Raw genomic sequence first — 24616 nt, 5'->3', positions numbered from 1 at the left:
TCACTCCTTGGGCTAGCGGGCGATTTCCAGGGCCTTGAGGGCCATGTTCTTGCTGGCGCCCACCGCCGAGACGTTGGCCTCGTAGGAACGGGTGGCGCTGATGAGGTTGACCATCTCGGTGACCACGTCCACGTTGGGGTAGAGCACGTAACCATCGGCGTCGGCGTCGGGGTGACTGGGGTCGTGGACCTTCTTGAAGGGCGAGTTGTCCTGGGCGATCTCGTTGACCAGCACGCCCTTGCGCGGGTCTTGCTGCTGAGGCGGCGAATCGATGGCCTGCTCCAGGTGCGAGACAAAGGGCTGGGCCGACATGACGGTCACCCGCCGGCGATAAGGCCCGCCCTCGGCGGTGCGGGTGGTCTCGGCGTTGGCCAGGTTCTGGCTGATGATGTTGAGCCGCGTGCGCTGGGCGCTCAGGCCGCTGGCGCTGATCTCCATGGATGTGACGAAGTCCATGCTACTTGCCTCCCGAATCGGCGATGGCCGTCTTGAGCAGCGAGAATTTCTTGTTGAGCAGGGTGACCATGGTGTTGAACATGATGTTGTTCTCGGCCAGCTTGCTCATTTCGATGTCCAGGTGCACCGGGCCGGTGTCCTTGTAGACGCCTTGGGCGTCGGCGAAGGCGGCCCCTTCGTCGATGGGCAGGTGCCGCGGGTCGGTGCGTTGCATGCTGGTGGGCAACACGTCGCCCTTGATGGCCGCGCGCAGTTGTTTTTCAAACTCCAGGCCGGTGCCGCTATAGTTTGGCGTGTCGATGTTGGAGACGTTGCGGGCGATCAGCCGGTGGCTCTGGGCGCGGCGGTCCAGGTTGGCGTTGAGCAACTCGACGTTGCGATCGAAAATATCGACGATGGACATTGGCCTCTCCTGACGGTGCGCGTCGGATGTTTGCCAACAACCATGCAAGCGATATGCCAAACGTCGAACGCGCGCGCCCCAAGCTGGCCGGGCGGCCAAAGGGCCAGCATCTTTCGCGCCTTGGGCCCGCTGGGCCGGCCCAAGCCCCGCCAGGTCCGACCCGGTGAAAGGCGCGCCAATTATTTGACTGCCGGGCGAGACTTGCCGGGCCGCGTCAAGATCACGGCGTGGCGTCCATGCCGTGCTTGAGTTTGTACTCGTTGAGTTTGTTGCGCAGCGTGCGCACGCTGATGCCCAGCATCTTGGCGGCGTGGGTGCGGTTGCCCTCGGTGTCGTCCAGGGCGCGCATGATCAGGCTGCGCTCGGCGTCGCGCAGGGTGGGGATGGGGCCGGCCTCGGCCTCAAAGGGGAGCGGCTGCTCGACCGGCGGCTCGGCAAAGCCCAGGCCCTCGGCAAAGCCCGCCAGTTGATCCTCGAACAGCAGCGCCGCCGGCCCGACGACCTCGCCCTGGGCCAGCAGCACCGCTCGCTCCATGGTGTTTTGCAGCTCGCGCACGTTGCCCGGCCACTGGTGGGCCAGGATCATGCGCTGGGCCTCTGGTCCCAGGGTCAAGGCCGGGCGGTTGTTCTCGGCGGCGAACTGGGCCAGGAAGTGCTGGGCCAGGGGCAGGATGTCGCCCGGCCGCTGGCGCAGCGGCGGGATGCGCAGCGGGATCACGTTGAGGCGATAGTAAAGATCCTCGCGGAACTCGCCCTTGGCGATATGCTCCTTCAGGTCGCGGTTGGTGGTGGCCACCACGCGCACGTCCACCGGCACGGGCCGTTTGCCGCCCACCCGGTCGATCTCGCCCTCTTGCAGCACGCGCAGCAGCTTGGCCTGGAGGCCCACGGCCATCTCGCTGATCTCGTCGAGCAGGATGGTGCCCTCGTTGGCCAGTTCGAAACGGCCGGGCTTGCGGGCCACGGCCCCGGTGAAGGCGCCCTTTTCGTGGCCGAACAGCTCACTCTCCAGCAGGCCATCGGGGAGGCTGGCGCAGTTGACGGCCACGAAAGGCCCGCCGCGGCGCGAGGAGTTGTCGTGCAGATAGCGGGCGAAAAGCTCCTTGCCGGTGCCGCTTTCGCCGCTGATGAGCACCGTGGCCCGACTGTCGGCCACGGCCCGGGCCATCTCCAGGAGCTTTTGCATGCGCATGTCCTGGGTGACGATCTGGCGCTGGCCCTTGCCGGCCTTGGCTGGACTCTTGGGCCGCAGCATGCGCTGGGCCAGTTCTTCCATCAGCTCGACGGTGACGGGCTTGAGCAGAAAATCGGCCGCGCCCTCTTTCATGGCCTCGACGGCGTGGCGCACCGAGCCGGTCTGGGTCAGGATCACCACCGGCGTGGCCGGCTGGCGGCCCTTGACCGCCCGCAGGATATCCATGCCCCCGGCCCGGGGCAGGTTGAGGCCGGTGATGACCAGATCGAAGGGCCGGCCGTCGTCCAGGGCCAGCAAGGCCTCGGCCCCGTCCAAGCCGACCTTGACCTGGTGCCCGGCCCGCGTGAGGTAGCCGGCCAGATCCTTGCACAGATCTTGGTCGTCGTCGACCACCAGGATGTTTTTGCCTTCGTCTCTGGACATCAACGGCTTCCGGCCAGCAATGGGTTAGCGCAGCAGGCTGATTTTGCCCCGCCTCCGAGTATAGCACAAGAGCAAATCACTATTTCCCCATCTGAAGCAAGCGCTTGGAGAGCTTTTGGTCGTTGAGCGCGCCCTTGGCCATCTCCGACCACGGCGTCAGGTCCATCTTGGCCAGGTCGTTTAGCACCTCGGTCATGCGCTTGCTCTGGCCCAGGCGACCATAGGTCCGCGAAAGCTCGTACATGGCCTGGGCCTTGTCGGCCGGGCTCTGGGCCAGGCTTTCGGCGGTGGCGAAGTGGGTCACGCCCAGGTCGAGCTTGCCGCTGGCCACCGCCGCCGCCCCGGCCTCCATGGCCAGCAGATAGCGCTCCAGGTCGATCTCGGGCCCTTGCATGGGCGTCAACAACGCGATGGCCTTCTCGAAGGCCGGCAAGGCCTCGGCCGGGCGATTCAGGGCGGCCAGCGATTGGCCCAAGGCCCGGTAATCGGCCTCGGCCCCGCCGTGGTTGGGGCTGCCCTTGATCAGCTCTTGCAGCGCCTTGGCCGCCTTTTCATATTGGCCATCCAGGCAGAGCATGCGCCCCAGAAGCGACCGCACGCGGGTGATCTCGGGGCCCTTGAGATTGGCCGTGTCGATATCTTCCAGCACGCCCACGGCCTCCTTGGTCTGGCCGCTCTTGGCCAGGTTCTCGGCCCAGGCCAGCCAGATCTTGGAGTCGACCATGCCTCGGCTGGCCAGCACCTTGTAGAGCCCGGCCGCCCGGTCGTAGAGCCCGGTGGATTCGTAGGCCCAGGCCAAAAGCGAAAGCATCTGGTTGCTGTTGGGTCTGGTCAACAGGACGCGGTTGCGCAAATAGGCGTCCATCAGCTCCATGGGCTTGTTTTCGGCGCGCAGGCCCTCCAGCAGCCCGATGGCCGCCAGGTTCATGGTGTAGTCCACCTCGGGCCGGAAAGGCGTGTTGGGGTTTAGCTGCAAGAATTTTTCCAGGGTGTCGATGGCCTTGACGAACTCGTTTTTCTTGTAGTGATAGACCGCCAGCTTGACCTTGGCCAACTGGCCCACCTGACGGTCGGCGTATTTATCGGCGATCTCCTTGTAGGTGCGGTAGGCGTCCAGGTCGGCCTTGACCTGGAAGATGTCCCAGGGGTGCTCGATATCCTTTTCCGGCGATTCGGCCAGGCGGATGCGCGCCACCAGCGCCCCGTCGGTATCGGGGTACATGTCGATGACCTGGGCGTAGATCTCGCGGGCGGCGCGGTCCTGGCCCTGGTAGCCGTAGGAGTCGCCGACGCGGGTGAGGATGATGTCGCCGTCGCGCATGTCGGGGCGGATATTGAGGGCCCACAGGAAATAGAAACGGGCCTTGTTGTAGTCGCGCAGTTGGAATTCAGCCTCGCCAAGGTAATAGAGCAACTCCGGGTTTTGCAGATGCATCTGCGGGTTTTCCTTGGCCATTTCCAGCAGAACGTCGCTGGCCGCACGAAAGCGGGCCATGCCGAAATAGGCCTTGGCCAGGCCCCATTGGGCGTCGACGCGATAGTCGCTTTGGGGATAGCTGGCCAGGACGCGCTCGTATTCGGCCACGGCCATGGCGAACTTGCCCTGCTCCTGGAAGGCGCCGCCGCGGTTGACCAGGGCCAGGGGCACGTAGGGGCTCTTGGGGTAATCGTTGATGACGATTTCGAAATAGCCCATGCCCCGGAAGGGCTCGCCAAAGGCCATGCTGGCCTTGCCCATCATCAGCAGGGCCCAGGGCACTTGGTCCGACTGGGGGTGGAGGTCGATGGCCCGCTGATAGTTGAACATCACGTCGTGGAACTTGGCGGCCATCTTGCGTTCATTTTCGTAATAAAAAGCATCGGCGAAGCGAAACATGGCCTCACCGACGGCCTGATCCTTGGGGAAGCGGTCCATCAGCTCCTGAAAGGCCAACAGCGCCTGGTTGTAGTCGCGCTCCTCCAGGGCGGAGCGGCCACGGCTGAGCAGGGCGTCGGCAATCTGACGCTGGCGGTCGGCCTCTTGCGCGGCGGTCGGCGGCGCGGGCGTGGCCTGGCTGGCCGGCGCTGGCTGGCTGGCTGGCGTCGATGGCTGGGCCGGCGCGGCTTGCTGGGCGTTTTTGATCGCCGCCAGCACCTGGGCCGCGTCTTGAGGCGGTCCGGGGGTGGGGCCGGGTTGGGCCGTGGCCGTCTGGCGCGGCCGGGCCAGGGCCGGCGGCGTGGGCATGGGCGGCATGGGCCCACGGGCCAGATAGGGTTCGCGGCGGTCGATGGTGGCCACGGCGGCCAGGGCCGGCATGTTGCGAGCCAGGTGCTGGGCGCGCAGTTCCATCCGGGCCGAAAAGCCCGGCGTCGGCGCGGGCGTGACGGGGCCGGCAAGGGCCGTTTTCGGCGCCTCGGGCGCGGGCGGTGCCGGGCTTGCCGTGGGCGCGCTGGCCTCGGGCGCGGGCGGCGGCGGGCTCGCCGTGGGCGTGGCGGTCGGTTCCGGCGTCGGTTCGGCCGCGGCCGGCGGCGCGGGCATGGGCTGGCGGGTGCTGGCGGCCGGCGGCGGGCCGTCCAGGTCCAGGTCCAACACGGCGCTACGGCCATCCTCGGCGGCGAACAGGCGGTGACGCACCGCCGGCCGGGCCAGTTGCAGGCGCAGCACCAGGGGCTGGCGGCCGATGACGCCCAGGCCCAGCACGCGCCTGTCGGGCCTGTCCCAGCTAGCGTCCGGGGCCAGGCCGCCTCGTTTCAGGCGCAGCCAGCCCACCTGGCCCTCGGCCTGAAAAGACGCCTCGATGGGCCCGTCGGCCAACAGCGCCACCCGCGTGAAGCCGTCGTGGCTGACCACGCGCACGGCCCGCACCAACGGCGCGGTGGCCGCCGCCGGCGCGACCTGGGTCGGCGGCGTGGGCGTGGCGGCTGGTTCGGCGGTTGGCGCGGGCGTGGCGCTCGGTTCGGGCTCTGGCGGCGGGGCCAGGCGTTCTTCCTGACCGGGCCGACCGCCCAACTCGATGGTCAGGCGCTTGGCCGGGGCGTCGTAGATCGGCAGCACCGTCACCCCTGGCTGGCTGAAGCGCACCGCCAACACCAGGTCGTCGCCCCGGCGGTCGAGGCCGATGTCGCCGATCAGGCCCTGGGGCACGGCGGGCAGTTCAGCGGCCATGATCGTCTCGGCCAGGGCTATCTCGATGGATTCGGGGCCGGTGAGGTCGAGTTGAAAGCGCAACGGCCCGTCGGCGCGCAGCACCAGCCTGGTCGCCCCGCCGCTCTGGGTCACCGACACGTCGGTCAGGCGCGCGGCCGCCGCCGGCCAGGCGCTAAACGCCAGCGCCACCAGCGCCAAGGCAAAAAACATATGCGGGCCACGATGCTTGATAAGGCGACTCCCCGCGAAAGCCCGCGTCGGGGCAAAATGGCCAAACGCCCCTGGCGGGGCCTGGCATGGGGCGCTGCAAGCGGCGCGCCAAAGCGAGCGGCGGCGTGTAACGCGGCTATCTTGCCGAATAATATGGCCTAATTATCAGGCCGAGCCGGCGTCTGGCCGGGCCGCCCAGCGTCGTCAAAATTTCGACGCCATCATTCGTCGCACTTGATGCCCTTTTTCTTGATCTTTTCCACCAGCGTGGTGCGATTGAGGCGCAGCAGGGCCGCGGCCTGGTTTTTGACCCAGTTGGTGCGCTCCAGGGCCTGAACGATCAGGGCGCGCTCGAAGGAATCCACCGCCTCGTTGAAATCCAGGCCGTCGAGCGGCAGTTGGTGCTCGGCGGGGCGCTCGGGCTCGTCGGGCGGCGGCCCCGGCTCCAGGGCGGCCAGGCGAACGGGCAGGTCATCCAGACCGATGACCTCGCCATCAGCCAAAATGCACATGCGCTCCAGCATGTTTTCCAACTCGCGCACGTTGCCCGGCCAGGCGTAGCGCATCAGGCGACCCATGACCTCGGGGTGGATCGTCCGCGGCTCCAGGCCCTTTTGCCGGCTGAGCCGCTGGATGAAATGCCCGCAAAGCAGGGGGATGTCGCTACGGCGCTGGCGCAGGGGCGGCACGCGGATGGGCACCACGTTGAGGCGATAATAAAGGTCTTCGCGAAAGCGGCCGGTGGCGACCATCTCGCGCAGGTCGCGGTTGGTGGCCGCCAAGACGCGGATGTCGGCGTCGATGGTCTTGCCGCCGCCGACGCGCTCGAACTGGTGCTCCTGTAGCACGCGCAGCAGCTTGACCTGCAACTGCGGCGACATGTCACCGACTTCATCGAGGAATATCGTGCCGCCCTCGGCCAGTTCAAAACGGCCGGCGCGGGTCTTGATCGCGCCGGTGAAGGCGCCCTTTTCGTGGCCGAACAGCTCGCTTTCCAGCAGATCCTCGGGAATGGCCCCGCAGTTGACCGGCACCAACGGTCGATCCGCCCGCCGAGACTGATGGTGGATGGCCCGAGCCACCAGTTCCTTGCCCGTGCCGCTTTCGCCCAGGATCAGCACCGTCGAGTCGGCGCGAGCCACCTTGTGGATCAGCCGGAAGACATCCTGCATGGCCTGGCTGGCCCCGACGATGTTGTCCACGTCGTATTTTTGGTTCAGTTGGCGGCGGCGCAGGGCCCCGTCGCGGCGCAGGCGGCGGTACTCCAGGGCCTCCTCCAGGGGGCCCAAGGCCTCTTCCTTGCGCCGGGGCGCGCGGATATAGTTGAACGCGCCCAGACGCATGGCCCGCACGGCGCGGTCCACCGACTCGTCGTCGGCCAGCACCGTGGCCACGCTCTCGGGCATCATGTCCAGCAGTCTGGCCAGAAGCTCGTCGGTGGGTCGCCCGGCGATGGTTTCGCGCACGAACATCAGGTCAAAATAATGCTGGTCGGCCATGGGCACGGCCTCGTCGGGCGAAGCCACGCCATGAAAGTTGAAGCCCCGCTCGACCAAGGCTTCCTGCCAGACGCTGAAGCGATCCGGCCCCTCGTCAACCACCAACGCCGCGCCACGGTTTTCGTTTTTCTTCATGCTGTCCTCGGCCAACCCTTGGCGGCAAGCTGCGTCATTTTTTCGACGCAGCTTGTAGTTTATGAACAATCATCTCGTCTTGCAAGCTCTTGATTGCCCCGGCCGGCCCAGGCGCGAAAAAATAATCGGCGCCCGGCCAACCGGCCCTTGACCCTGGCCAACGGCGGCGATAACCTAAAAATATGAAGGGGTTTGCCCCACACCATCCTTTTGACGGGAGGCGTCATGATCCGCCCAGCGCCGGGCGGAGCCTCCATCTGGCCGGGCCAGGCCCCGACCGCCAGCGGCCCAGCGCCGCGCCCTTCCCCCCATCACGCGGCCGGCGACCGCTTCTTGCCCACCGGTTCGCGCCCGGCGAGCCGCGTCGTCCCCATTTTATTCAAGGAGGAGCACCAGATGCTTGACGCAACGACCCTGCGCCACCTTGCCCAGTTGGACGCCCATCCCCACGGCATTGTCAGCCTCTACCTGAGCCTGGACGGCCTGCGCGACGCCCGCGGCCTGGCCATGGGCGAGATGATCAAACGCGCCGAGAAACAGCTGCAAGGCAACGGCGCGGCCGGCCAATGGGACGATCTGGCCGCCGACCGTCAAGCGATAATGCGCCATGTCGAGGAGTTGCCAGCGGATCACGGCCGAGGCTTGGCCGTATTTTCTTCCAGCAAATCCGGCATGTTCCAGGCCTACGCCCTGGCCGCGCCCGTGCCCAACATGCTCGAGGTCGGCCCCGCGCCCTACATCCGGCCCCTGGCGGCCCTGGCCTCGGACCACCGCCGCAGCCTGACCGTGCTCATCGACCGCAAGGCCGCGCGGCTGTTTTTCGGCTATCTGGGCGAGGTCAGGGAGCTGGAGCTGACCCAACTCAGCGCCGAGGAAGGCGTTTTCGAACGCGACGGCGGCCAGGGTCGCGCCGGCGACAACCAGGTCGGCCGCTGGGAAGACCAGGCCGCGGCCCGCTTTCACAAGGCCGTCACCGCCATCGTCAAAAACCTGTGCCACGAGCTGGACTGCCAGCAACTCATCGTCGGCGGCGCGCGCCAGGCCGCCGACGAGTTCGCCGCCCAACTGCCGCCCGAGTTGGCCAAACTCCTGGCCGGATCGTTCGTCGCCGACTGCGGCGCGCCGGCCGGCCAGGTGGCCCAGCACATCGCCGAGGTTCAAGAAAAGGCCCGCCGAGTTCGCCAACACGACCTGTTGCGGACCATGTCCGAAAACCTGGGCCCCGGCGGCAAGGTGGCCACCGGCCTCAACCAGGTGCTGGCCAGCGTCTACGAGGGCCAGGTGCGCACGCTGGTGGTCAAGCGGGGCTACCGCGCCGCCGGCGGCGTCTGCCCGGCCTGCGGCCGGCTGCGTCACGTGGCCGAGCCCTGCCCCATCTGCGGCCAGAAAATGACCGCCGTCGCCGATGTGGTCAACCTGGCCGTGGCCCGGGCCCTGGCCTCGGGCGCGCGCCTGGAGCAGGTGGCCGAAGACTCCATCCTCGACGACATGGGCGGCGTCGCGGCCATGCTGCGCTACTCCTAGAACCGACGCCCCGGCGGCGCGACCCCACCCGGCAGGGGCCGCGCCGCCGGCCAAACGACGCACGACATTTTTTTGGCGGCGCGGGCTTGCGCGGGAAAAGCCCGTGCCTATTTTTTTTCTAGAACGTAAAGCACCGGGCCGACGCCAGGCGGCCCGAGAGATCATGGCTGAAAAAAGGAGGAAAGCGCATGTTGACGACCAGGATTTTCAATCCATATGGTTCTTGGCGTGGCGCGTTGTCCGAGGTGGACCGCCTGCGTCAGGAAATGGGCCGGCTGTTGGGGGCCATTTCCGGCGAAGTCGCTGGATTACCCTCCGCCGGCGTGTTTCCGCTGGTCAACATCAGCCAGGCCGAGGACAAATTCATCGTCACCGCCGAGTTGCCCGGCGTGGCCGCCGAGGACGTGGATATCTCGGTGGTGGGTAAAAACGTGGGCATCAAGGGCGAACGCAAGCCGCCCGAGCTGCCCGAAGGGGCCAAGTTCCACCGGCGCGAGCGGGCCTACCCCAAGTTCAACCGCATGCTGGGCCTGCCCGACGAGGTGGACGCGGAGCGTGTTTCGGCCAAGCTGACCGACGGCGTCCTGACCATCATCCTGCCCAAGGCCGCCGCGGCCCTGCCCAAGAAAATCTCCGTAAACGCGGCCTAGAAGGGAGGATGAGCCATGACCATGCTGGAAAAAAACGCCGCCACCGACGTCAGCGCCGAGCAAACCAGGCCCGCGCCCGTGTTCCAGCCGCCGGTGGATATCTATGAGACCGACGAGATGCTGGTGGTGCTGGCCGATCTGCCCGGCGTCAAGGCCGACGAACTGGCCATCGACCTGGAAAACGACGTGCTGCGCCTACAGGGCGGGGCCAACGGCGAGGCCGAGGGCGAGCCGCTCCTGCGCGAATATCAACTGGGCCGCTATCTGCGCCAGTTCACCATCAACGAGGCCATTGACCGCCAAGCGATCAGCGCCGAGCTGAAAAACGGCCAGTTGACCCTGCGCCTGCCCAAGGCGGCCAAGGCCATGCCGCGCAAGATCCAGGTCAGCCAGGCCTAAAGCCCCCGCCGGCCACCAACCAAGCGCCGTCAAGGCCCCGCGCTTTGGCGGCGCGCGTTTTTTTAGAGCTGGGCCGCGGCCAGGGCGGTCAGTTCCTGGCGCACCTTGGCCGGGGCCAGCCCCGTGCGCTGGGCGATGGCCGCCACGTCGTCGGCCTCGGGGTGCAGGCGAGGGCCCTGGCTGGTCGACGAGACCTTGATCCGGGCCTGGCCCCAGGGGCTTTGCACCTCGATCACGCGGCGCGGCAGGATCATGCGGCCCATGCGTCGCAAACGCACGCCCAGGGTCGTTGTCTGCTCCAGGACCAGGGCGGCCAGTTCCTCGGCCTGCTCGGGCCGGGCCAAAACAATGAAACGCCAGCCGGGCCGGCCTTTTTTCATCTGTAGCGGCGCGGCCGCCGCGTCGAGGGCGCCGGCGCTCATCAGCCGGGCGATGGCCAGGGGTATGTCCTCGGGTTGCATGTCGTCGATGTGGCAGACGATCTCCACCAGCTCGTCGCGCAGCACCCCGTCGTCCTCCTGGCCCGTCAGCAGGCGCGCGATGTTGGGCCCGCACTGGCCCTGGCGCGAGCCGCCGCCAACGCCCACCGCCTCCAGGCGCATGGCCGGCAGCGGCCCAAACTGGTGGGCCAGCGTGGAAAGCAACGCCGCGCCGGTGGGGGTGACGGTCTCTTCCTCGGCGGGCCAGGGCCGCACCGGCACGCCGCCCAGCAGGTTCAGCACCGCCGGGGCCGGCAAGGGCAGCCGGCCGTGGGCGCAGTCCACGAAACCCTGGCCCAGGGGCAGCGGCGAACAGACCAGCCGGGGCCAACCCAGCCAGGCCAGGCCAGCGCAAAAGGCCGTCACGTCGATGATGGCGTCGACCGCGCCCACCTCGTGAAAATGCACCCGTTCGACCTCGATGCCATGAACCCTGGCCTCGGCCTCGGCCAGACGCCGAAAGACCCGACCGGCGGCCTCGGCCACGTCGGCGGGCAGCCTGTCCAGGTGCTCCAAGACGTGGCGCAGATGGCGATGCGGCTGTTTTTCGGCGCAGTCCACCTCCAGACGCAGGGCCCGCAGATGGTTGTGCTCGACGACCTTGGCCTCCAGGCGCGTGTCGGCCAGACCCATGGCCGCGGCCAGGGCGCGCAACTCATCCAGGGGCCAGCCCAGGTCCAGGAGCGCCCCGGCCAGCATGTCGCCGGAAGCGCCGCCGCAGGCGTCGATGTAAAGCACGTTGGGCATTGGTCAATTCTCCCCGGCCGCCGCTGGCCTGGCCTTGCCTTTGGCCGGGGCGACGCGCTTTTTGCGAGGCTTGCCGGCCAGGGCCAACTCCAGAATCTGGTCCATGTGCTCAACCTGAACGAGCTTGAGCCCGCGTGAGACCTTCAGCGGTATCTCGGCCAGCTCCTTGTGGTTTTTGGCCGGCACGATCACCGTCTTGAGGCCCATGCGCAGCGCCGCCAGCGTCTTTTCCTTCAGCCCGCCAATGGGCAGCACCTTGCCGGTGAGGGTGATCTCGCCGGTCATGGCCACGTCCTCGCGCACCGGCACGCCCGTCAGCGCGCTGACCATGGCCGTGCAGATGGTCACGCCGGCGCTGGGCCCGTCCTTGGGGATGGCCCCGCTGGGCACGTGCAAGTGGATGTCCAGATGCTCGTAAAAGTCTTTTTTCAGGCCGAACGCGCCCGCCCGGCCGCGCACGTAGGAAAGGGCCGCCTGGGCCGACTCGCTCATCACCTCGCCCAGCGAGCCGGTGCTGGTCAGGTTGCCCTTGCCATCGAGGATGGCCACCTCCACGCGCAGCACCTCGCCGCCGGCCGAGGTCCAGGCCAGGCCGGTGGCCACGCCCACTTCGCCCTCGCCGCGATCGTCCTCGGGCAGATATTTGCGCACGCCCAGGTATTTCTGCACCGCCGCCGCGTTGACGCTCAGCGCCCCGGCCTTGCCCTCGGCCACTTGGCGGGCGATCTTGCGCAGGATCGCCCCCAGTTCGCGCTCGAGGCTGCGCAGGCCGGCCTCGCGGGTGTAATTGCGGATGATCTCCAGGATCGCCCCGTCGCTGATGCGCACCTTGCGCCGCCACAGGCCGGTCTCTTTCAGCTGGCGGTCGATGAGATGCTTGCGGGCGATCTGCACCTTCTCGTCGTCGGTGTAGCCGGGCAGCTCGATGACCTCCATGCGGTCCAGCAGCGGCTCGGGGATGGTGTCCTCGACGTTGGCGGTGGTGATGAACATGACCTTGGAAAGGTCGAATGGCAAGTTGAGGTAGTGATCGGAAAAGGCGTTGTTCTGCTCGGGGTCGAGCACCTCCAGCAGGGCCGAGGTGGGGTCGCCGCGATAGTCCGAGCCGACCTTGTCCACCTCGTCGATCATGAACACCGGGTTGTTGCTGCCGGCCTGCTTGAGGCCCTGGAGGATGCGCCCGGGCATGGCCCCGATGTAGGTGCGGCGATGGCCGCGAATCTCGGCCTCGTCGCGCACGCCGCCCAGCGACAGACGCACGAACTTGCGGCCCATGGCCCTGGCGATGGAGCGGCCCAGGGAGGTCTTGCCCACGCCGGGCGGGCCGATGAAACAGATGATCGGCCCCTTGCCGCGGGGGTTTAGCTTGCGCACCGAGAGCTGTTCGAGGATGCGGTCCTTGACCTTGGCCAGATCGTAGTGGTCTTCGTCGAGGATGGCCTTGGCCTTGGCGATGTCGAGCTTGTCGCGGGTGGATTTCTGCCAGGGCAGCTCGACCACCCAGTCCAGGTAGGTGCGAATGACGGTGGCCTCGGCCGACTCGGGCTGCATGTTCTCCAGGCGCGAAAGTTGCTTGAGCGACTCCTCGCGCACATCCTGGGGCATGCGCATGTCAAGGATGGTCTGGCGCAGTTCGAACAGCTCGGCGGCGCGGTCCTCGCCGTCGCCCAGCTCGCGGCGAATGGCCCTGATCTGCTCGCGCAGATAATATTCGCGCTGGGTCTTGGAGATTTCCTCCTGGGCCTCGGACTGAATCTGGGCCTGGATCGTGGAGACCTCCACCTCCTTGCCCAGATGGCCATGGACCAGGGCCAGGCGGCCGGCTGGGTCCATTTCCTCCAGTATTTCCTGAGCCTTGTCGATGCGCAGCCGCAGGTTGCTGGCCACCATGTCGGCCAGGCGGCCCGGCGTCTCCACCGAGTTGAGAATGGCCACCACGTCCGAGGACAGCAGCCCGCGCAGCGAAAGAATCTTTTCGCTGGCCTCGCGCACGTTGCGGATGAGGGCCTCGACCTCGGGGCTCTGCTCGCCCTCGCGCTCTTTTTCCTCGGCCAGGGCCTCGATGCCCACCTCCAGGTAGGGGGCGTGGCGCTCCCACGAGGAGACCCGCGCCCGGGTCAAGCCCTGGACGAGGATCTTGATGCGGCCGTCGGGCATCTTGAGCTGACGCATGATCATGCCCACGCAGCCGATCTCGAACAGGTCGCCCGGCTCGGGCTGTTCGACGGCCTGATCGCGCTGGGCCACCAGCATGATCATCTGGTCGCGGGCCATGGCCGCCTCCACCGCGGCCACCGAGCCGTCGCGGGCCACGAACAGCGGCAGGATCATGTAGGGAAAGACCACCACGTCGCGCACCGGCAAAAGCGGCAGCTTGTCGGGCAGATTCTCCTCTTCCACAAGCTCATCGGGCTCCAGCGGGGCCTCGTCGAAAAGGTCGTCGTGGCGATCCATCAATGTCCTCTCCCCGGCCAGGGCCGGGCCAAAAGGCGTTCGCGCCATCAGGGGCGCTTCATCCTAGCAAAAACAATTATCCTGTCAACAGGCCCACAAAATCGGCCGCGCCGTCAGTTGAGCGCTTCGGCGAAGGCCCGCCCGCGCGGCTCGACCTCCAGCACCGGCGTGGGTTCACCCTGGGCGGCCACTTCCACGCGGGTATTCAGGCCGGCCCAACGCACCACCCCTTCGGCGGCGCGGCGGGCCAGTTCGGGAAAGTTGTTGGTCTCGGACAGATGGGCCAGCACCACTTGGCCCAGGCCGACATGCATAAGTTCGGTGAGCAGTTGGGCGCTGTCGTGGTTGGAAAGGTGGCCCACCCGCGAGCGCACGCGCTGCTTGAGCCACGGCGGATAAGGGCCCTGGCTGAGCATCTCGGGGTCGTGGTTGGCCTCCAGGATCAAGGCGTGGCAGCCGCCCAGGCGGGTCTGCACCAGCTTGGTGGCCACGCCCAGATCGGTGCACAGGCCCAGCCGCGCCCCGCCGCAACCGATGGTCAGGCCGATGGGGTCGGCGGCGTCGTGGGAGACGGAAAACGGCTGGAGGTGCAGGCCGCAATACTCCAGGGCCTGGCCGGCCTGGATCGGCTCGAAGGCCACGCCTTTTTTGTCTTGGACCTGGGCCCAGGTTTTGGGCGTGGCCAGCACCGGCACGCCCAGGCGCCGCGCAAGCACGCGCACGCCCCGGCAGTGATCGCCGTGTTCGTGGGTCAGCACCACGGCCTGGATCTCGCCGGGGTCCAGTTCGGCCATCGCCATGCGCCGTTGCAGTTCCCGGGCCGAGAGCCCCGCGTCGACGAGGATGGCCCCGCCGTCGCCCTCGATATAGGTGGCGTTGCCCTTGGAGCCGCTGGCCAGCACGCAAAACCGCAGGCTCATCACGCTCCCGTGTGGCCGAAGCCGCCCGCGCCCCGCGCGGTCTCGGGCAAATCATCCACCACCCGCAGCGTCGCCCGGGCCACCGGAGCGATGATCAACTGGGCCACGCGCTCGCCGCGCTGGATGGTCACCGCGGCCGAGCCCAGGTTGATCAGGCCCACCTTGAGTTCGCCGCGATAGTCGGCGTCGATGGTGCCGGGGGCGTTGACCACGGTCAGGCCCTTGCCGATGGCCAGGCCCGAGCGCGGCCGCACCTGGCCCTCCCAGCCGGCCGGGATGGCCAGGGCCAGGCCCGTGGGCACGATGGCGATCTGGCCTGGCTGGATGGTCAGGGGCTCGTCCAGCGCCGCCGGCAGGTCCAGCCCGGCCGATAGCGCCGTCTGGTAGGCCGGCAGGGCCAGGCCCCGGCCGTGGGACAGGACCATCACCTCCACCAGCGGCTGGCTCACAGGCCGATCTCCTTGGCCAGGGCCGTTTCGTCCACCGCGCCCAGGATGGTCAGGCCCAGTTTGTCGCGGCCCAGGTTATGCCGGGCCAGGTCGCGGACCTGCTCGATCTCCACGGCCTCCAGCCGGGCGATGACCTCGTCCATGGGCACGTGACGGCCAAAGGAAAACTCGTTGCGCGCCAGGCGGCTCATGCGGCTTTCGGGGTTTTCGGCCGATAGCAGGATCGAGCCTTTCAGGTGATCCTTGGCGTGGGTCAGCTCTTCGTGGGAGACCGCGCCGGCTTGGCCCACGCGCTCCATTTCGTCCAGAACCACGGCCACGGCCTCGGCGGCCTTTTCCGGGGCCACGCCCATGGACACGCCCAGCATGCCGGCGTCGGAATAGGAGCTGAGATAGGAATAGATGGAATAGGCCAGGCCGCGCCGTTCACGCACTTCCTGGAACAGGCGCGAGCTCATGCTGCCGCCCAGGATCGAATTGAGCACCGCCGCCGCGAAACGGTCCGGCGCGGCCGTGGCCGGGGCCGGCGCGCCGATGGCCACCTGCACCTGCTCCAGCTCGCGCGGGGCGATCAACAGCCCCGGGCTCACGACCGGGGCCTGGCGCGGGGCCCGCTTGGGCCGCGCCGGCAGCGCGCCCAGCACGTCGCCCAGCAGGCCCTCCAGGCGGCCGTGATCGATGTCGCCCACGGCCGAAACGACCAGGTTGGCCGGCGAATAGTTTTGCTCCATGTAGTCGAGCATGGCCTGGCGGCCCAGGCCGGCCACGCTCTCCTCGGAGCCCAGGATGGGCCGGCCCAGGGCGTGATCGGGCCAGAAGCGCTGGCAAAACAGCACGTGAACCAGCTCGTCGGGCGAATCGTCGACAAAGCTGATCTCTTGCAGGATCACCTGGCGCTCGCGCTCCAGCTCGACGGGGTCGTAGGCCGGGCGCAGCATGATGTCGCAGAGGATATCGCAAAGCTCGGCCATGTTTTCGGCCAGGGCCTTGGCGTGGAAGCAGGTGTTTTCCTTGCCGGTGAAGGCGTTGGCGTGACCGCCCAGGCGGTCGATTTCGCGGGCGATGTCGAGGGCGCTGCGGCGCCCGGTGCCCTTGAAGGCCATGTGCTCGATGAAATGGCTGACGCCGCCCAGCGAGGTGGGCTCATCGCGGGAGCCCACCTCCACCCACAGGCCCACCGTCACCGAGTAGGCCTGGGGCAGTTTTTCACTGAGCAGACGCACGCCGTTATCCAGGACCGTTTTGGCGGCCACGGCTTGCTCCGGCTTGTCTAGCGGTTGTCGCGCCGGCCGCGGTCACGGTCGCCGCGGTTGCGGTCGTTGCGCTCCCTGGGCCCACGGTCGCCACGGGGGCGGTCGCCGCGCGGCGGCCCGTCGTAGCGCGGGCGGTCGTCGTCGCCCTCGGGGGCGGGCACGCCGCCTTCGGGGATCGGCAACAGGGCCTTGCGGCTGAGGCGGATCTTGCCCCGGTCGTCGATGCCCAGCACCTTGACCTGCACCACGTCGCCTTCCTTGATCACGTCGGTCACCGCGCGGACCCTGGTGTGGTCCAACTCGCTGATGTGGATCAGGCCGTCGCGGCCGGGCAGGATCTCGACAAAAGCGCCGAAGTCCATGATCCGCACGACCTTGCCTTCGTAGACGGCGTTTTCCTCGACCTCCTGGATCAGCTCTTTGATCATCTCGACCGCCCGGAGGCTGGCCGCGCCGTCCACCGCCGCCACCCGCACGGTGCCGTCGTCGTCGATGTCGATGCGCGCCTCGGTCTCCATCTGGATGCCGCGGATGACTTTGCCGCCGGGCCCGATGATGTCCTTGATGCGCTCGACCGGCACGTGGATGGTGGTGATGCGCGGGGCCAGGATGCTGATCTCCTGGCGGGGGTTGTCGATGGCCTTTTGCATCTCGCCCAAAATGTGCAAGCGACCCTCGCGGGCCTGCTTGAGGGCCTGGCCCATGATCTCCTTGGAGATGCCGCTGATCTTGATGTCCATCTGCACGGCGCTGATGCCCCGCGCCGAACCGGCCACCTTGAAGTCCATGTCGCCCAGGTGGTCCTCGTCGCCCATGATGTCGGTGAGCACGACCATCTTGTCGCCCTCTTTGATCAGGCCCATGGCCACGCCGGCCACGGCCTCCGACACCGGCACGCCGGCGTCCATCAGGGCCATCGAAGAGCCGCAGACCGAGGCCATCGACGACGAGCCGTTGCTCTCGGTGATCTCGCTGACGCACCGCAGGCAGTAGGGGAAGTCCTCCTTGGCCGGCAGGATCTTCTCGACCGCCCGCCGGGCCAGCGCGCCGTGACCAAGCTCACGGCGGTTGGGGCCGCCCAGGCGCTTGGCCTCGCCCACGCTGTAGGGCGGGAAGTTGTAGTGCAGCAAGAAATGACGGAACACGTCGCCTTCGGTGACCGACTCGATGCGCTGCTCGTCGCCGGCGGTGCCCAGGGTGGCCACGACCAGGGCCTGGGTCTCGCCACGGGTGAACAGGGCCGAGCCGTGGGTGCGCGGCAACACGCCCACTTCGCAGTCGATGGGCCGCACTTCGGTGACCGTGCGGCCGTCGATGCGGCGGCCTTCTTCGAGGATGGCCGTGCGCATGCCCTCGGCGATGAGGTGCTCGACGGCCTCCTTGACCTGACCCTCGCGGCCAGCGGCGGCCTCGCCCATGGCCGCCAGCACGGCCTTTTTGAGCAAGCGCTTCTTGGCGTAGCGCTCCAGCTTGGGCTTGGTGCTGAGCACCTCGGCCAGGCTGGGCTCGGCGCTCTGGGCGGCCTGGGCCACCAGGGCGGTCAGTTCGTGATCGTCGCTGGCCGGCGGGGTGAACTCGCGGTCGGGCTTGCCCACGGCGGCGGCCAGCTCCTCCTGGATGTCCAGCAGGGGTTGCAGCCCGGCGTGGCCGAACCAGATGGCCTCGAGGATCTCGTCCTCGCCCAGCATCAACGAACCGCCCTCGACCATGCACACCGCGTCGCGGCTGCCGGCCACCAGAAGCTCCAGGTCGGATTTTTCGATCTGCTCGGCGGTGGGGTTGAGCACCAACTGGCCGTCGACCCGGCCCACGCGCACGCCGGCGATGGGCCCGTCAAAGGGCACGTCGCTGACCATCAGGGCGGCGGACGCGCCGGTCATGGCCATGACGTCGGGCTCGTTGACCCGGTCGACGCTCATGACCGTGGCTATGATCTGGGTTTCGAACGTCCAGCCTTTGTTCATGCGGGGCCGGACGGGCCGGTCGATCAGGCGGCTGGTCAGCGTTTCTTTCTCGCTGGGCCGGCCGATCTCGCGGCGGAAGAAGTTGCCCGGGATGCGGCCGGCCGCGTAGGACATCTCCTGATAATCCACCGTCAGGGGCAAAAAGTCGATGCCCTCGCGCACGTTGGTGTCGCCGACGACGGTGACCAGAACCACCGTCTCGCCGTATTGCACCCAAACCGCGCCCGAGGCCTGTTTGGCGATCTTGCCCGTCTCGATGACGAACTCGCGGCCGCCGATGGTGGTAGCTACCTTTTTATACATACCTTCTCTCAATCGCCACCGCGCCGTAAGGGGCGGCGGGCCTTTACTTGCGGATGCCAAGTTCCTTGATCACGCTGCGATAGCGCTCGATATCCTTGTGCTTGAGGTAGTTGAGCAAACGACGGCGCTGACCGACGAGTTTCAGCAGACCCCTGCGGCTGTGATGGTCTTTCTTGTGGGTCTTGAAGTGCTCGGTGAGATATTTGATGCGCTCGCTCAACAGGGCCACCTGCACCTCCGGGGAACCGGTGTCCGCCTCGGAACGGGCGAATTTGCTGATGAGCTCGCGTTTTCCTTCGGTCGTCAGAACCACTTTCCTTACCTCCATATGGGATGTGGGCTCGATTGCCCCACGTCTGCGGCCCAGCCAGCGGGGGACCACCCCCCGCCCCAGGCTACTCGGCCCCGAGGGCCGACGCAGATGTCATTTCCACCCGCGGATCCGTTTCCGCGGGAAAAACCCTGATTGTTTCGTAGGCCCGCTCGGCGCGCGCCTCCGGCTCCAGCCAGCGCAGCACCGCCACCAGCCCGCCGGCGGCGTCACGGGCCATGAACGGCCCACTGGCCTGGTCCAACCCCTGGCCGGGGGCCAGGAGCGACTCGGCCGGCAGTTGCTGGCCCTGGCCAAGGCGCCAGGCGGCGTGGTCGTCGAGCGTCACCGTGGGCAGCCCGGCCCGCGCCAGGGCCTGATCCAGGCCGAGCATCTGGCACTCCAGCTCCTCCGGCGACCAGGCCAGCGCGTCCTCCAGGCCGTGGGCTTCGTCCAGGCCAAAGGGCCACGAGGCCACGCGGCGCAGGCCGCTCAAGCAGCCCGGCGCGCCCAGCGCCCGCGCCAGATCCTCGCCCAGCACCCGCACGTAGGCCCCCCGCGAGCATTGCACGGCGAAGCGCAAAAGCCCCGCCTCCAGGCCCAGCAGGCGCGCATCATAAATTGTAATGGGCCGGGCCGGCTTTTCCACTATTTTCCCGGCGCGGGCGTAGGCATAAAGCGGCTTGCCCTCGTGCTTGGCCGCCGAGTAGGCCGGCGGGCTCTGCATGCGCTGGCCCACCAGGGCGGCCACGGCGGCCTCGGCCTGGGCCCACTCCAGCGCGGGCGCCGCGGCCTGCTCGATCACCCGGCCGGTGACGTCGCCGGTGTCGGTGGCCCGGCCCAGAACCAACTCGGCCTCGTAGGCCTTGGGCCCGCCGCCCAGCAGGTCGCTTAGCCTGGTGGCCTGATTGAACACCAGCACCAGCACGCCCGTGGCAAAGGGGTCCAAGGTGCCGGTGTGGCCCAGGCGCTCGGGCCGAAAACGCCGGCGCAGGGCGTTGACCAAGTCGTGGCTGGTGGGCCCGGCGGGCTTGTCGACCACCAGCACCCCCGAGCGCCGCAACAGCGCCTTGACCTTGCGGCGGCGACCCATGCCTACAGCGCCGCGGCCAAAGGCTCGAGCAATTCGGCCACCAGCGTCCGGGCAGAGGCCAAGTCCATGGCCAGGCGCGCGCCGGCGGCGTTGCGATGGCCCCCGCCGCCCAGACCGGCGGCCACGGCCGCCACGTCCAGCCCCCCCCGCGAGCGCAGGCTGAGCTTGCACTGGTCGGGGCCGGTTTGTTTGATCAGCGCCGCCACGGCCACGCCGGGAACCCCGCGCATGGCCTCCACCGCCTGCTCCAGGTCTTGCGGCTTGGCCCCCAGCGCGTCCAGGTCGGCCTGGCTGACCACGGCCAGGGCCAGCCGGCCGTCGGCAAAAAGCTCCATGGCCTCCATCACGCGGCCCAGCAGCCGCAGGCGCAGCGGCCGCGTGGCGTAGACCTCCTGGCTGATGGCCCAGGGGTCGGCCCCGGCCTGCACCAGGTCGGCGGCCGCGCGCAGGGCCTGGGGCGTGGTGTTGCCATAACGGAACGAACCCGTGTCGGTTTGCAGACCCACGAACAGGCACGTGGCCGCCCGGGGCCCCACGGACCAGCCCAGCCGCCCGGCCAGGTCGAAGACCATTTGGCAGGTGGCCGCGTAGCTCGGGTCGACCCAGATCGCCGCGCCGAACTCGGCCCGGCCCTGGTGATGATCGATAACCGCCACCCTGGGCAGCGCCCGCAAAAACGGAGCCACGGCCTCGCCGCAACGCTCGGGCTCGTGGCAGTCAAGGATCACGGCCAAATCGACGCCCTCGGGCGCGGCCGGGCCCAGGCGCTCCAGCCCCGGCAAAAAGGCGTATTCCTCGGGCACGGGGCCGGCGCTGTGGGCCAGGGCGTCCTTGCCGTTGTCGGCCAACAAATGCAATAGCCCCAACGTCGCGCCCAGGGCGTCGCCGTCGGGCTCGCGGTGCGCAACCAAAAACACCCGCCGCGCCTCGGCCAGCAGTGAGACCAGCCGCTCAAGCATCGTCGGGCTCGTCGGCGGGGGCGGCGTCTTGGCCGGCCGCGCTTTCCCCGTCGGCCTGGCGGGCTTTTTTGATCAGTTCGTCCATGGCCAAGCCGCGCACGATCGAGCCATCAAAGACGGCCTCCAGGCGGGGCAAGGTCTTGATGCGCAGGCGCGCGGCCAGCTCGCGGCGCAAAAATGGCGCGGCCGCGGCGAAGCCGGCCTCCACCTGGGGCTGGCGCTGGGGGTCGAGCAGACTGTAAAAGACCTTGGCCTGATGCAAATCTGGGCTGACGTCGACGGCGGTCAGCGTCAGGCCCTCCAGGCGCGGGTCTTTGACCCGGCGCAGCAAAAGCTCGGCCAGCTCGGCCAAAATCAGGTTGCCCACTCGTCTGGTGCGCCGGGCGCCCACGTCATCTCCTTGAGGTTGATCAACTCCACCCGCGTGTCGGCCAGCTCGGCCAGGCCCAGGCGCTCGACAAACCGGCCGATCTCGTCCAATTGGCGTTGGACAAAGGCGGGATCGTTGCCACAGACGGCCAAGCCCAGCTCGATGCGTTGCCACAAGTCCTGACCGCCGACCTCGCTGGCGGCGGCGTTGAACTTGGCGCGGACGCGGTCGAGGATCGCGCGCACGATCTTGCGCTTGTCCTTGAGCCCGCCCGCGCCGATGGCGCGCAGGGTCAGTTTCATGGCCCCGACATACATTGCCGACCTACAGCGTGGCGGCCACCTCGTGGACGACAAAGACCTCGATCTCGTCGCCGACCTTGATGTCGCCGTAGTTTTCCAGGCCGATGCCGCACTCGAAGCCCTGGACGACTTCCTTGACGTCTTCCTTGAAGCGGCGCAGGCTCGAGATCTTGGTCGTGGCCACCACCACGCCGTCGCGCAGCAGGCGGGCCTGGGCCCCGCGGTGGATCTTGCCGCTCTGCACCGAGCAGCCGGCGATGGTGCCGATCTTGGGCACGCTGAAGGTGTCGCGCACCTCGGCCCGGCCGATGACCTCCTCGTGGAACTCGGGGGCCAGCATGCCGGTGAGGGCCTTGTTGATGTCGTCGACCATCTGGTAGATGACGTCGTAGTTGCGGATCTCCACGTGCTCGGCCTCGGCCATCTCGGCCACCTTGCCCTGGGGCCGGACGTTGAAGCCGATGATGATGGCGTTGGAGGCCGAGGCCAGCATGACGTCGGTCTCGGTGATGGCGCCGGTGGCCGAATGGATCACGTGCACGCGCACCTGGTCGTTGCCCAGCTTGCCCAGCGACTCGACCAACGCCTCCACCGAACCCTGCACGTCGGCCTTGACCACCAGGGCCAATTCCTGCACCGCGCCTTCCTTGAGCTGGTCGAGGATGTTCTCCAGGCTCAGCTTGCGGATGGAGGCCAGTTCGGATTCGCGCTTTTTCATCTGGCGATGCTCGGCGATGCGCTTGGCCGACTTGTCGCTTTCGACCACCGCGAACTCGTCGCCGGCCTCGGGCACGCCGGTGAAGCCCTGCACCTCCACGGGGATGGAGGGCCCGGCCTCGTCGACCCGGCGGCCCAGATCGTCGAACATGGCCCGCACCTTGCCGGCATGCACGCCGCAGACGAAGTTGTCGCCGTTTTTCAGCGTGCCTTCCTGCACCAACACCGTGGCCACCGCGCCGCGGCCCTTGTCCAGGCGCGCCTCGATGATGCGGCCCAGGGCCGACTTGCCGGGATTGGCCTTGAGCTCGAGGATCTCGGTCTGCAGGCCCAGAAGCTCCAGCAGGTTGTCGACGCCCTCGCCGGTCTTGGCGCTGACGTAGGCGAAGATGGTGTCGCCGCCCCACTCCTCGGAGACCAGGCCCCGATCGGCCAGTTCGCGGCGCACGCGCTCGATGTCGGCCCCGGGCTTGTCGATCTTGTTGACGGCCACCACGATGGGCACGCCGGCGGCCTTGGAGTGGTTGATGGCCTCGATGGTCTGCTGCATCACGCCGTCGTCGGCGGCCACCACCAGCACCACCACGTCGGTGACCTGGGCCCCGCGGGCGCGCATCTGGGTGAAGGCCTCGTGGCCGGGCGTGTCGACGAAGACGACCCGGCCGCCCTCGGGCAGGCGCACGTCATAGGCGCCCACGTGCTGGGTGATGCCGCCGGCCTCGCCGTCGACCACGTTGGACTTGCGAATGCGGTCCAAAAGCGAAGTCTTGCCGTGGTCGACGTGGCCCATGATCGTCACCACCGGCGGCCGGGGCCGCAGGTCGTCGGGCTGATCGACCACGCGCTCCAGGAGGTCTTCCTCCTCGAAACCCACCCGGTCGATCTCGAAGCCGAACTCGGCGGCCACCAAAATGGCGTCCTCGATATCGAGGGTCTGGTTGACGGTGACCATCATGCCCGCGCGCAACAGCTTGGCCACCACCTCGGTGGCCTTGATGCCCATGCGCTTGGCCAGTTCACCCAGGGCGATGCTTTCGCCGACCTTGACCCGCCGTTTGATGGCCTTGGGCGTGGTCACTTCGGTTTTCTTGCCCTTCTTGCCGCCCTTGGCCCCCTTGCCGCGCCGCTTGGCGTCGTAAAGGTCGGCCTTATCGAGCACCTGCTTGCGGCGGCCGACACCCAGCTTGTTGGCCAGGGCCTCTTCCTCGGCCGTGGCCGGGCCCTTGCGCGATTTCTTGCGCCGCCGGGGCTGATCGGTCTTGGGCGGCGGCGGCGACATGTCGCCACCGGGCGCCGGCCCGTCCGCCGGCGGGCGATAGGGCGGGCGAGGCCCCCTGGGCTCGGGCCGCTGATAGCTGGGCGCGCTGGAAGGCGGCGGCGGCGGGGCCTGGGGGCTGGGCCGGCTGATGATCCGCGCCGGCTCGTCCTCGAAACGCCGCTTTTTCTTGGGCTTTTCGCGGGCCTCGACCTTTATTTCCTTCTTTTGACCCGGCCGGACCTCGCGACGCCCATCGGGCCGCGCCTCGCCGTCGCCGTCAGGCCGCGTCTCGGCCCTGGGCTCGGGCCGCGGGGCCTGACGGGGCTCTTCCCTGGGCGGCTCGGGTTTGGGCCGCGAAATTATGCGGGCGGCGCCGGGCTTGGGCTCGGAGGCCTGTGGTTCGGACGGCCGGGGCTGGGTGGCCGGGGCCGGGGTCTGGGCTGACGTCGGGGCCGGAGCCGGTTCGGGCTCGGGCTGTGCTTGGGAAACGGCGACCACCTCGGGCTTCTCCTGGACGACCTTGGGCTGCGGTTCGGGTTGAGTTGTCGTCTCGGCCACGGAAGCCGACGCGGCTTCCCGGACCGCCGGCGGCTCGGGTTCGGGCGTGGGTTCGGGCGTGGGCGGGGCCGGGGCCGGGGCCACGATGCGCGCGGCTGTTGACGGCGCGGGTCGCGGCTCGACAACGGGCTTGGCGGGCGCGGGCGGTTCGAGCTCGGAGTCGTCGGCCTCGACATCGGCGTCATCGGCGGCGTCGAGGCCGTCGGCCTCGCCATCGTCGCCGTGGGCCGTCTTTTTGCGCCGACGACGGATCACCCGCGTGGTCACGCGCTTTTCCTCCACCACGTTGGAGCGCTCGCCGCCGACTCGTTCGCGCACCATCTGCATATCCTCGGGCGAAAGCACGCTCATGTTGTTGCTCACGGCGATGCCCATGTCCAAAAGGTGCCGCAGCAGATCCTTTTGGTCCATCCCAAGGTCTTTGGCCAGCTCGAAAACCCGCATAAGAAAATCAAAAAC

At 68.1% G+C, this 24616-nt stretch carries 20 protein-coding genes; 3 read left to right on the top strand and 17 right to left on the bottom strand.

The genetic code is table 11. The features are described 5' to 3' along the window. Nucleotides 1-12: 12 nt before the first annotated feature. The 5 genes from flgC to DEBA_RS04550 all read right to left on the bottom strand — a co-directional run bounded on the left by flgC (nt 13) and on the right by DEBA_RS04550 (nt 7448). Entirely contained in the window at nt 13-456 is a 444-nt protein-coding gene (gene flgC, locus DEBA_RS04570) for a flagellar basal body rod protein FlgC (RefSeq protein WP_013257734.1), read from the bottom strand. Nucleotide 457: 1 nt separating this feature from the next. Beyond that, nucleotides 458-859, bottom strand: a complete 402-nt coding sequence (gene flgB, locus DEBA_RS04565) for a flagellar basal body rod protein FlgB (protein WP_013257733.1) — start codon at nt 857-859, stop codon at nt 458-460. A gap of 220 nt (nt 860-1079) precedes the next feature. Beyond that, nucleotides 1080-2477: a sigma-54-dependent transcriptional regulator gene (locus DEBA_RS04560; RefSeq protein WP_013257732.1), complete on the bottom strand. Its 1398-nt coding sequence runs from the start codon at nt 2475-2477 to the stop codon at nt 1080-1082. 79 nt (nt 2478-2556) lie between these two features. Further along, nucleotides 2557-5814, bottom strand: coding sequence for a tetratricopeptide repeat protein (locus tag DEBA_RS04555; protein ID WP_013257731.1), 3258 nt, complete (start codon nt 5812-5814; stop codon nt 2557-2559). Between the two features lie 221 nt (nt 5815-6035). Next, nucleotides 6036-7448, bottom strand: a complete 1413-nt coding sequence (locus DEBA_RS04550; RefSeq protein ID WP_013257730.1) for a sigma-54-dependent transcriptional regulator — start codon at nt 7446-7448, stop codon at nt 6036-6038. Nucleotides 7449-7844: 396 nt separating this feature from the next. Between DEBA_RS04550 and DEBA_RS04545 the strand changes: the two genes are divergently transcribed. The 3 genes from DEBA_RS04545 to DEBA_RS04535 all read left to right on the top strand — a co-directional run bounded on the left by DEBA_RS04545 (nt 7845) and on the right by DEBA_RS04535 (nt 10021). Continuing rightward, nucleotides 7845-8972 carry a baeRF10 domain-containing protein gene (locus DEBA_RS04545; RefSeq protein WP_148227783.1) on the top strand — a complete coding sequence of 376 codons (1128 nt, stop codon included), beginning with the start codon at nt 7845-7847 and terminating at the stop codon, nt 8970-8972. Between the two features lie 188 nt (nt 8973-9160). Further along, the gene (locus tag DEBA_RS04540; RefSeq protein ID WP_013257728.1) at nt 9161-9622 is read left to right on the top strand and encodes an Hsp20/alpha crystallin family protein; all 462 of its coding nucleotides are present in this window, start codon (nt 9161-9163) and stop codon (nt 9620-9622) included. Nucleotides 9623-9637: 15 nt separating this feature from the next. Next, nucleotides 9638-10021, top strand: coding sequence for an Hsp20/alpha crystallin family protein (locus DEBA_RS04535; RefSeq protein WP_013257727.1), 384 nt, complete (start codon nt 9638-9640; stop codon nt 10019-10021). 62 nt (nt 10022-10083) lie between these two features. Here the strand turns inward: DEBA_RS04535 and larC are convergent, their stop codons facing one another. The 12 genes from larC to infB form a co-directional block, all read right to left on the bottom strand. Next, on the bottom strand, nt 10084-11247 hold the full coding sequence (gene larC, locus DEBA_RS04530) for a nickel pincer cofactor biosynthesis protein LarC (RefSeq protein WP_013257726.1): 1164 nt from the start codon (nt 11245-11247) through the stop codon (nt 10084-10086). Between the two features lie 3 nt (nt 11248-11250). Further along, nucleotides 11251-13701: an endopeptidase La gene (gene lon / locus DEBA_RS04525; protein WP_013257725.1), complete on the bottom strand. Its 2451-nt coding sequence runs from the start codon at nt 13699-13701 to the stop codon at nt 11251-11253. 113 nt (nt 13702-13814) lie between these two features. Continuing rightward, nucleotides 13815-14621, bottom strand: coding sequence for an MBL fold metallo-hydrolase (locus DEBA_RS04520; RefSeq protein WP_013257724.1), 807 nt, complete (start codon nt 14619-14621; stop codon nt 13815-13817). Next, the gene (gene dut, locus DEBA_RS04515) at nt 14621-15070 is read right to left on the bottom strand and encodes a dUTP diphosphatase (RefSeq protein WP_013257723.1); all 450 of its coding nucleotides are present in this window, start codon (nt 15068-15070) and stop codon (nt 14621-14623) included. Before dut ends, DEBA_RS04520 begins: the two co-directional genes overlap by 1 nt. Continuing rightward, complete coding sequence (locus tag DEBA_RS04510; RefSeq protein WP_013257722.1) at nt 15067-16323, bottom strand: M16 family metallopeptidase; 1257 nt, start codon at nt 16321-16323, stop codon at nt 15067-15069. Before DEBA_RS04510 ends, dut begins: the two co-directional genes overlap by 4 nt. A gap of 17 nt (nt 16324-16340) precedes the next feature. Further along, a complete protein-coding gene (gene pnp / locus DEBA_RS04505; protein ID WP_013257721.1) occupies nt 16341-18590 on the bottom strand; it encodes a polyribonucleotide nucleotidyltransferase in 2250 nt (749 codons plus the stop codon). A gap of 43 nt (nt 18591-18633) precedes the next feature. Continuing rightward, entirely contained in the window at nt 18634-18918 is a 285-nt protein-coding gene (gene rpsO, locus DEBA_RS04500) for a 30S ribosomal protein S15 (protein WP_043813718.1), read from the bottom strand. A 67-nt stretch (nt 18919-18985) separates the two neighbouring features. Continuing rightward, entirely contained in the window at nt 18986-19993 is a 1008-nt protein-coding gene (truB, locus tag DEBA_RS04495) for a tRNA pseudouridine(55) synthase TruB (protein ID WP_013257719.1), read from the bottom strand. 2 nt (nt 19994-19995) lie between these two features. Then, complete coding sequence (locus tag DEBA_RS04490; protein WP_013257718.1) at nt 19996-20952, bottom strand: DHH family phosphoesterase; 957 nt, start codon at nt 20950-20952, stop codon at nt 19996-19998. Next, nucleotides 20945-21343 carry a 30S ribosome-binding factor RbfA gene (gene rbfA / locus DEBA_RS04485; RefSeq protein WP_013257717.1) on the bottom strand — a complete coding sequence of 133 codons (399 nt, stop codon included), beginning with the start codon at nt 21341-21343 and terminating at the stop codon, nt 20945-20947. The genes DEBA_RS04490 and rbfA overlap by 8 nt, the downstream gene beginning before the upstream one ends. Then, complete coding sequence (locus tag DEBA_RS04480; protein WP_050762236.1) at nt 21307-21624, bottom strand: DUF503 domain-containing protein; 318 nt, start codon at nt 21622-21624, stop codon at nt 21307-21309. The genes rbfA and DEBA_RS04480 overlap by 37 nt, the downstream gene beginning before the upstream one ends. A 22-nt stretch (nt 21625-21646) precedes the next feature. Further along, nucleotides 21647-24601 (bottom strand): translation initiation factor IF-2, encoded by a 2955-nt coding sequence (gene infB / locus DEBA_RS04475; protein WP_013257715.1) that lies wholly within the window; start codon nt 24599-24601, stop codon nt 21647-21649. Nucleotides 24602-24616: the final 15 nt, after the last annotated feature.

The organism is Desulfarculus baarsii DSM 2075 (genome assembly GCF_000143965.1).
Taxonomy (GTDB): Bacteria; Desulfobacterota; Desulfarculia; order Desulfarculales; family Desulfarculaceae; genus Desulfarculus; species Desulfarculus baarsii.
The sequence above is the reverse complement of the archived record's forward strand: the minus strand, read 5'-3'. Positions and strand labels throughout refer to the sequence as shown.

Bases quoted from the DNA above. Each gene is read 5' to 3' on its own strand.
- flgC (WP_013257734.1), bottom strand. From the start codon at position 456: ATGGACTTCGTCACATCCATGGAGATCAGCGCCAGCGGCCTGAGCGCC.
- flgB (WP_013257733.1), bottom strand. From the start codon at position 859: ATGTCCATCGTCGATATTTTCGATCGCAACGTCGAGTTGCTCAACGCC.
- DEBA_RS04560 (WP_013257732.1), bottom strand. From the start codon at position 2,477: ATGTCCAGAGACGAAGGCAAAAACATCCTGGTGGTCGACGACGACCAA.
- DEBA_RS04555 (WP_013257731.1), bottom strand. From the start codon at position 5,814: ATGTTTTTTGCCTTGGCGCTGGTGGCGCTGGCGTTTAGCGCCTGGCCG.
- DEBA_RS04550 (WP_013257730.1), bottom strand. From the start codon at position 7,448: ATGAAGAAAAACGAAAACCGTGGCGCGGCGTTGGTGGTTGACGAGGGG.
- DEBA_RS04545 (WP_148227783.1), top strand. From the start codon at position 7,845: ATGCTTGACGCAACGACCCTGCGCCACCTTGCCCAGTTGGACGCCCAT.
- DEBA_RS04540 (WP_013257728.1), top strand. From the start codon at position 9,161: ATGTTGACGACCAGGATTTTCAATCCATATGGTTCTTGGCGTGGCGCG.
- DEBA_RS04535 (WP_013257727.1), top strand. From the start codon at position 9,638: ATGACCATGCTGGAAAAAAACGCCGCCACCGACGTCAGCGCCGAGCAA.
- larC (WP_013257726.1), bottom strand. From the start codon at position 11,247: ATGCCCAACGTGCTTTACATCGACGCCTGCGGCGGCGCTTCCGGCGAC.
- lon (WP_013257725.1), bottom strand. From the start codon at position 13,701: ATGGATCGCCACGACGACCTTTTCGACGAGGCCCCGCTGGAGCCCGAT.
- DEBA_RS04520 (WP_013257724.1), bottom strand. From the start codon at position 14,621: ATGAGCCTGCGGTTTTGCGTGCTGGCCAGCGGCTCCAAGGGCAACGCC.
- pnp (WP_013257721.1), bottom strand. From the start codon at position 18,590: ATGTATAAAAAGGTAGCTACCACCATCGGCGGCCGCGAGTTCGTCATC.
- rpsO (WP_043813718.1), bottom strand. From the start codon at position 18,918: ATGGAGGTAAGGAAAGTGGTTCTGACGACCGAAGGAAAACGCGAGCTC.
- truB (WP_013257719.1), bottom strand. From the start codon at position 19,993: ATGGGTCGCCGCCGCAAGGTCAAGGCGCTGTTGCGGCGCTCGGGGGTG.
- DEBA_RS04490 (WP_013257718.1), bottom strand. From the start codon at position 20,952: ATGCTTGAGCGGCTGGTCTCACTGCTGGCCGAGGCGCGGCGGGTGTTT.
- DEBA_RS04480 (WP_050762236.1), bottom strand. From the start codon at position 21,624: ATGAAACTGACCCTGCGCGCCATCGGCGCGGGCGGGCTCAAGGACAAG.
- infB (WP_013257715.1), bottom strand. From the start codon at position 24,601: ATGCGGGTTTTCGAGCTGGCCAAAGACCTTGGGATGGACCAAAAGGAT.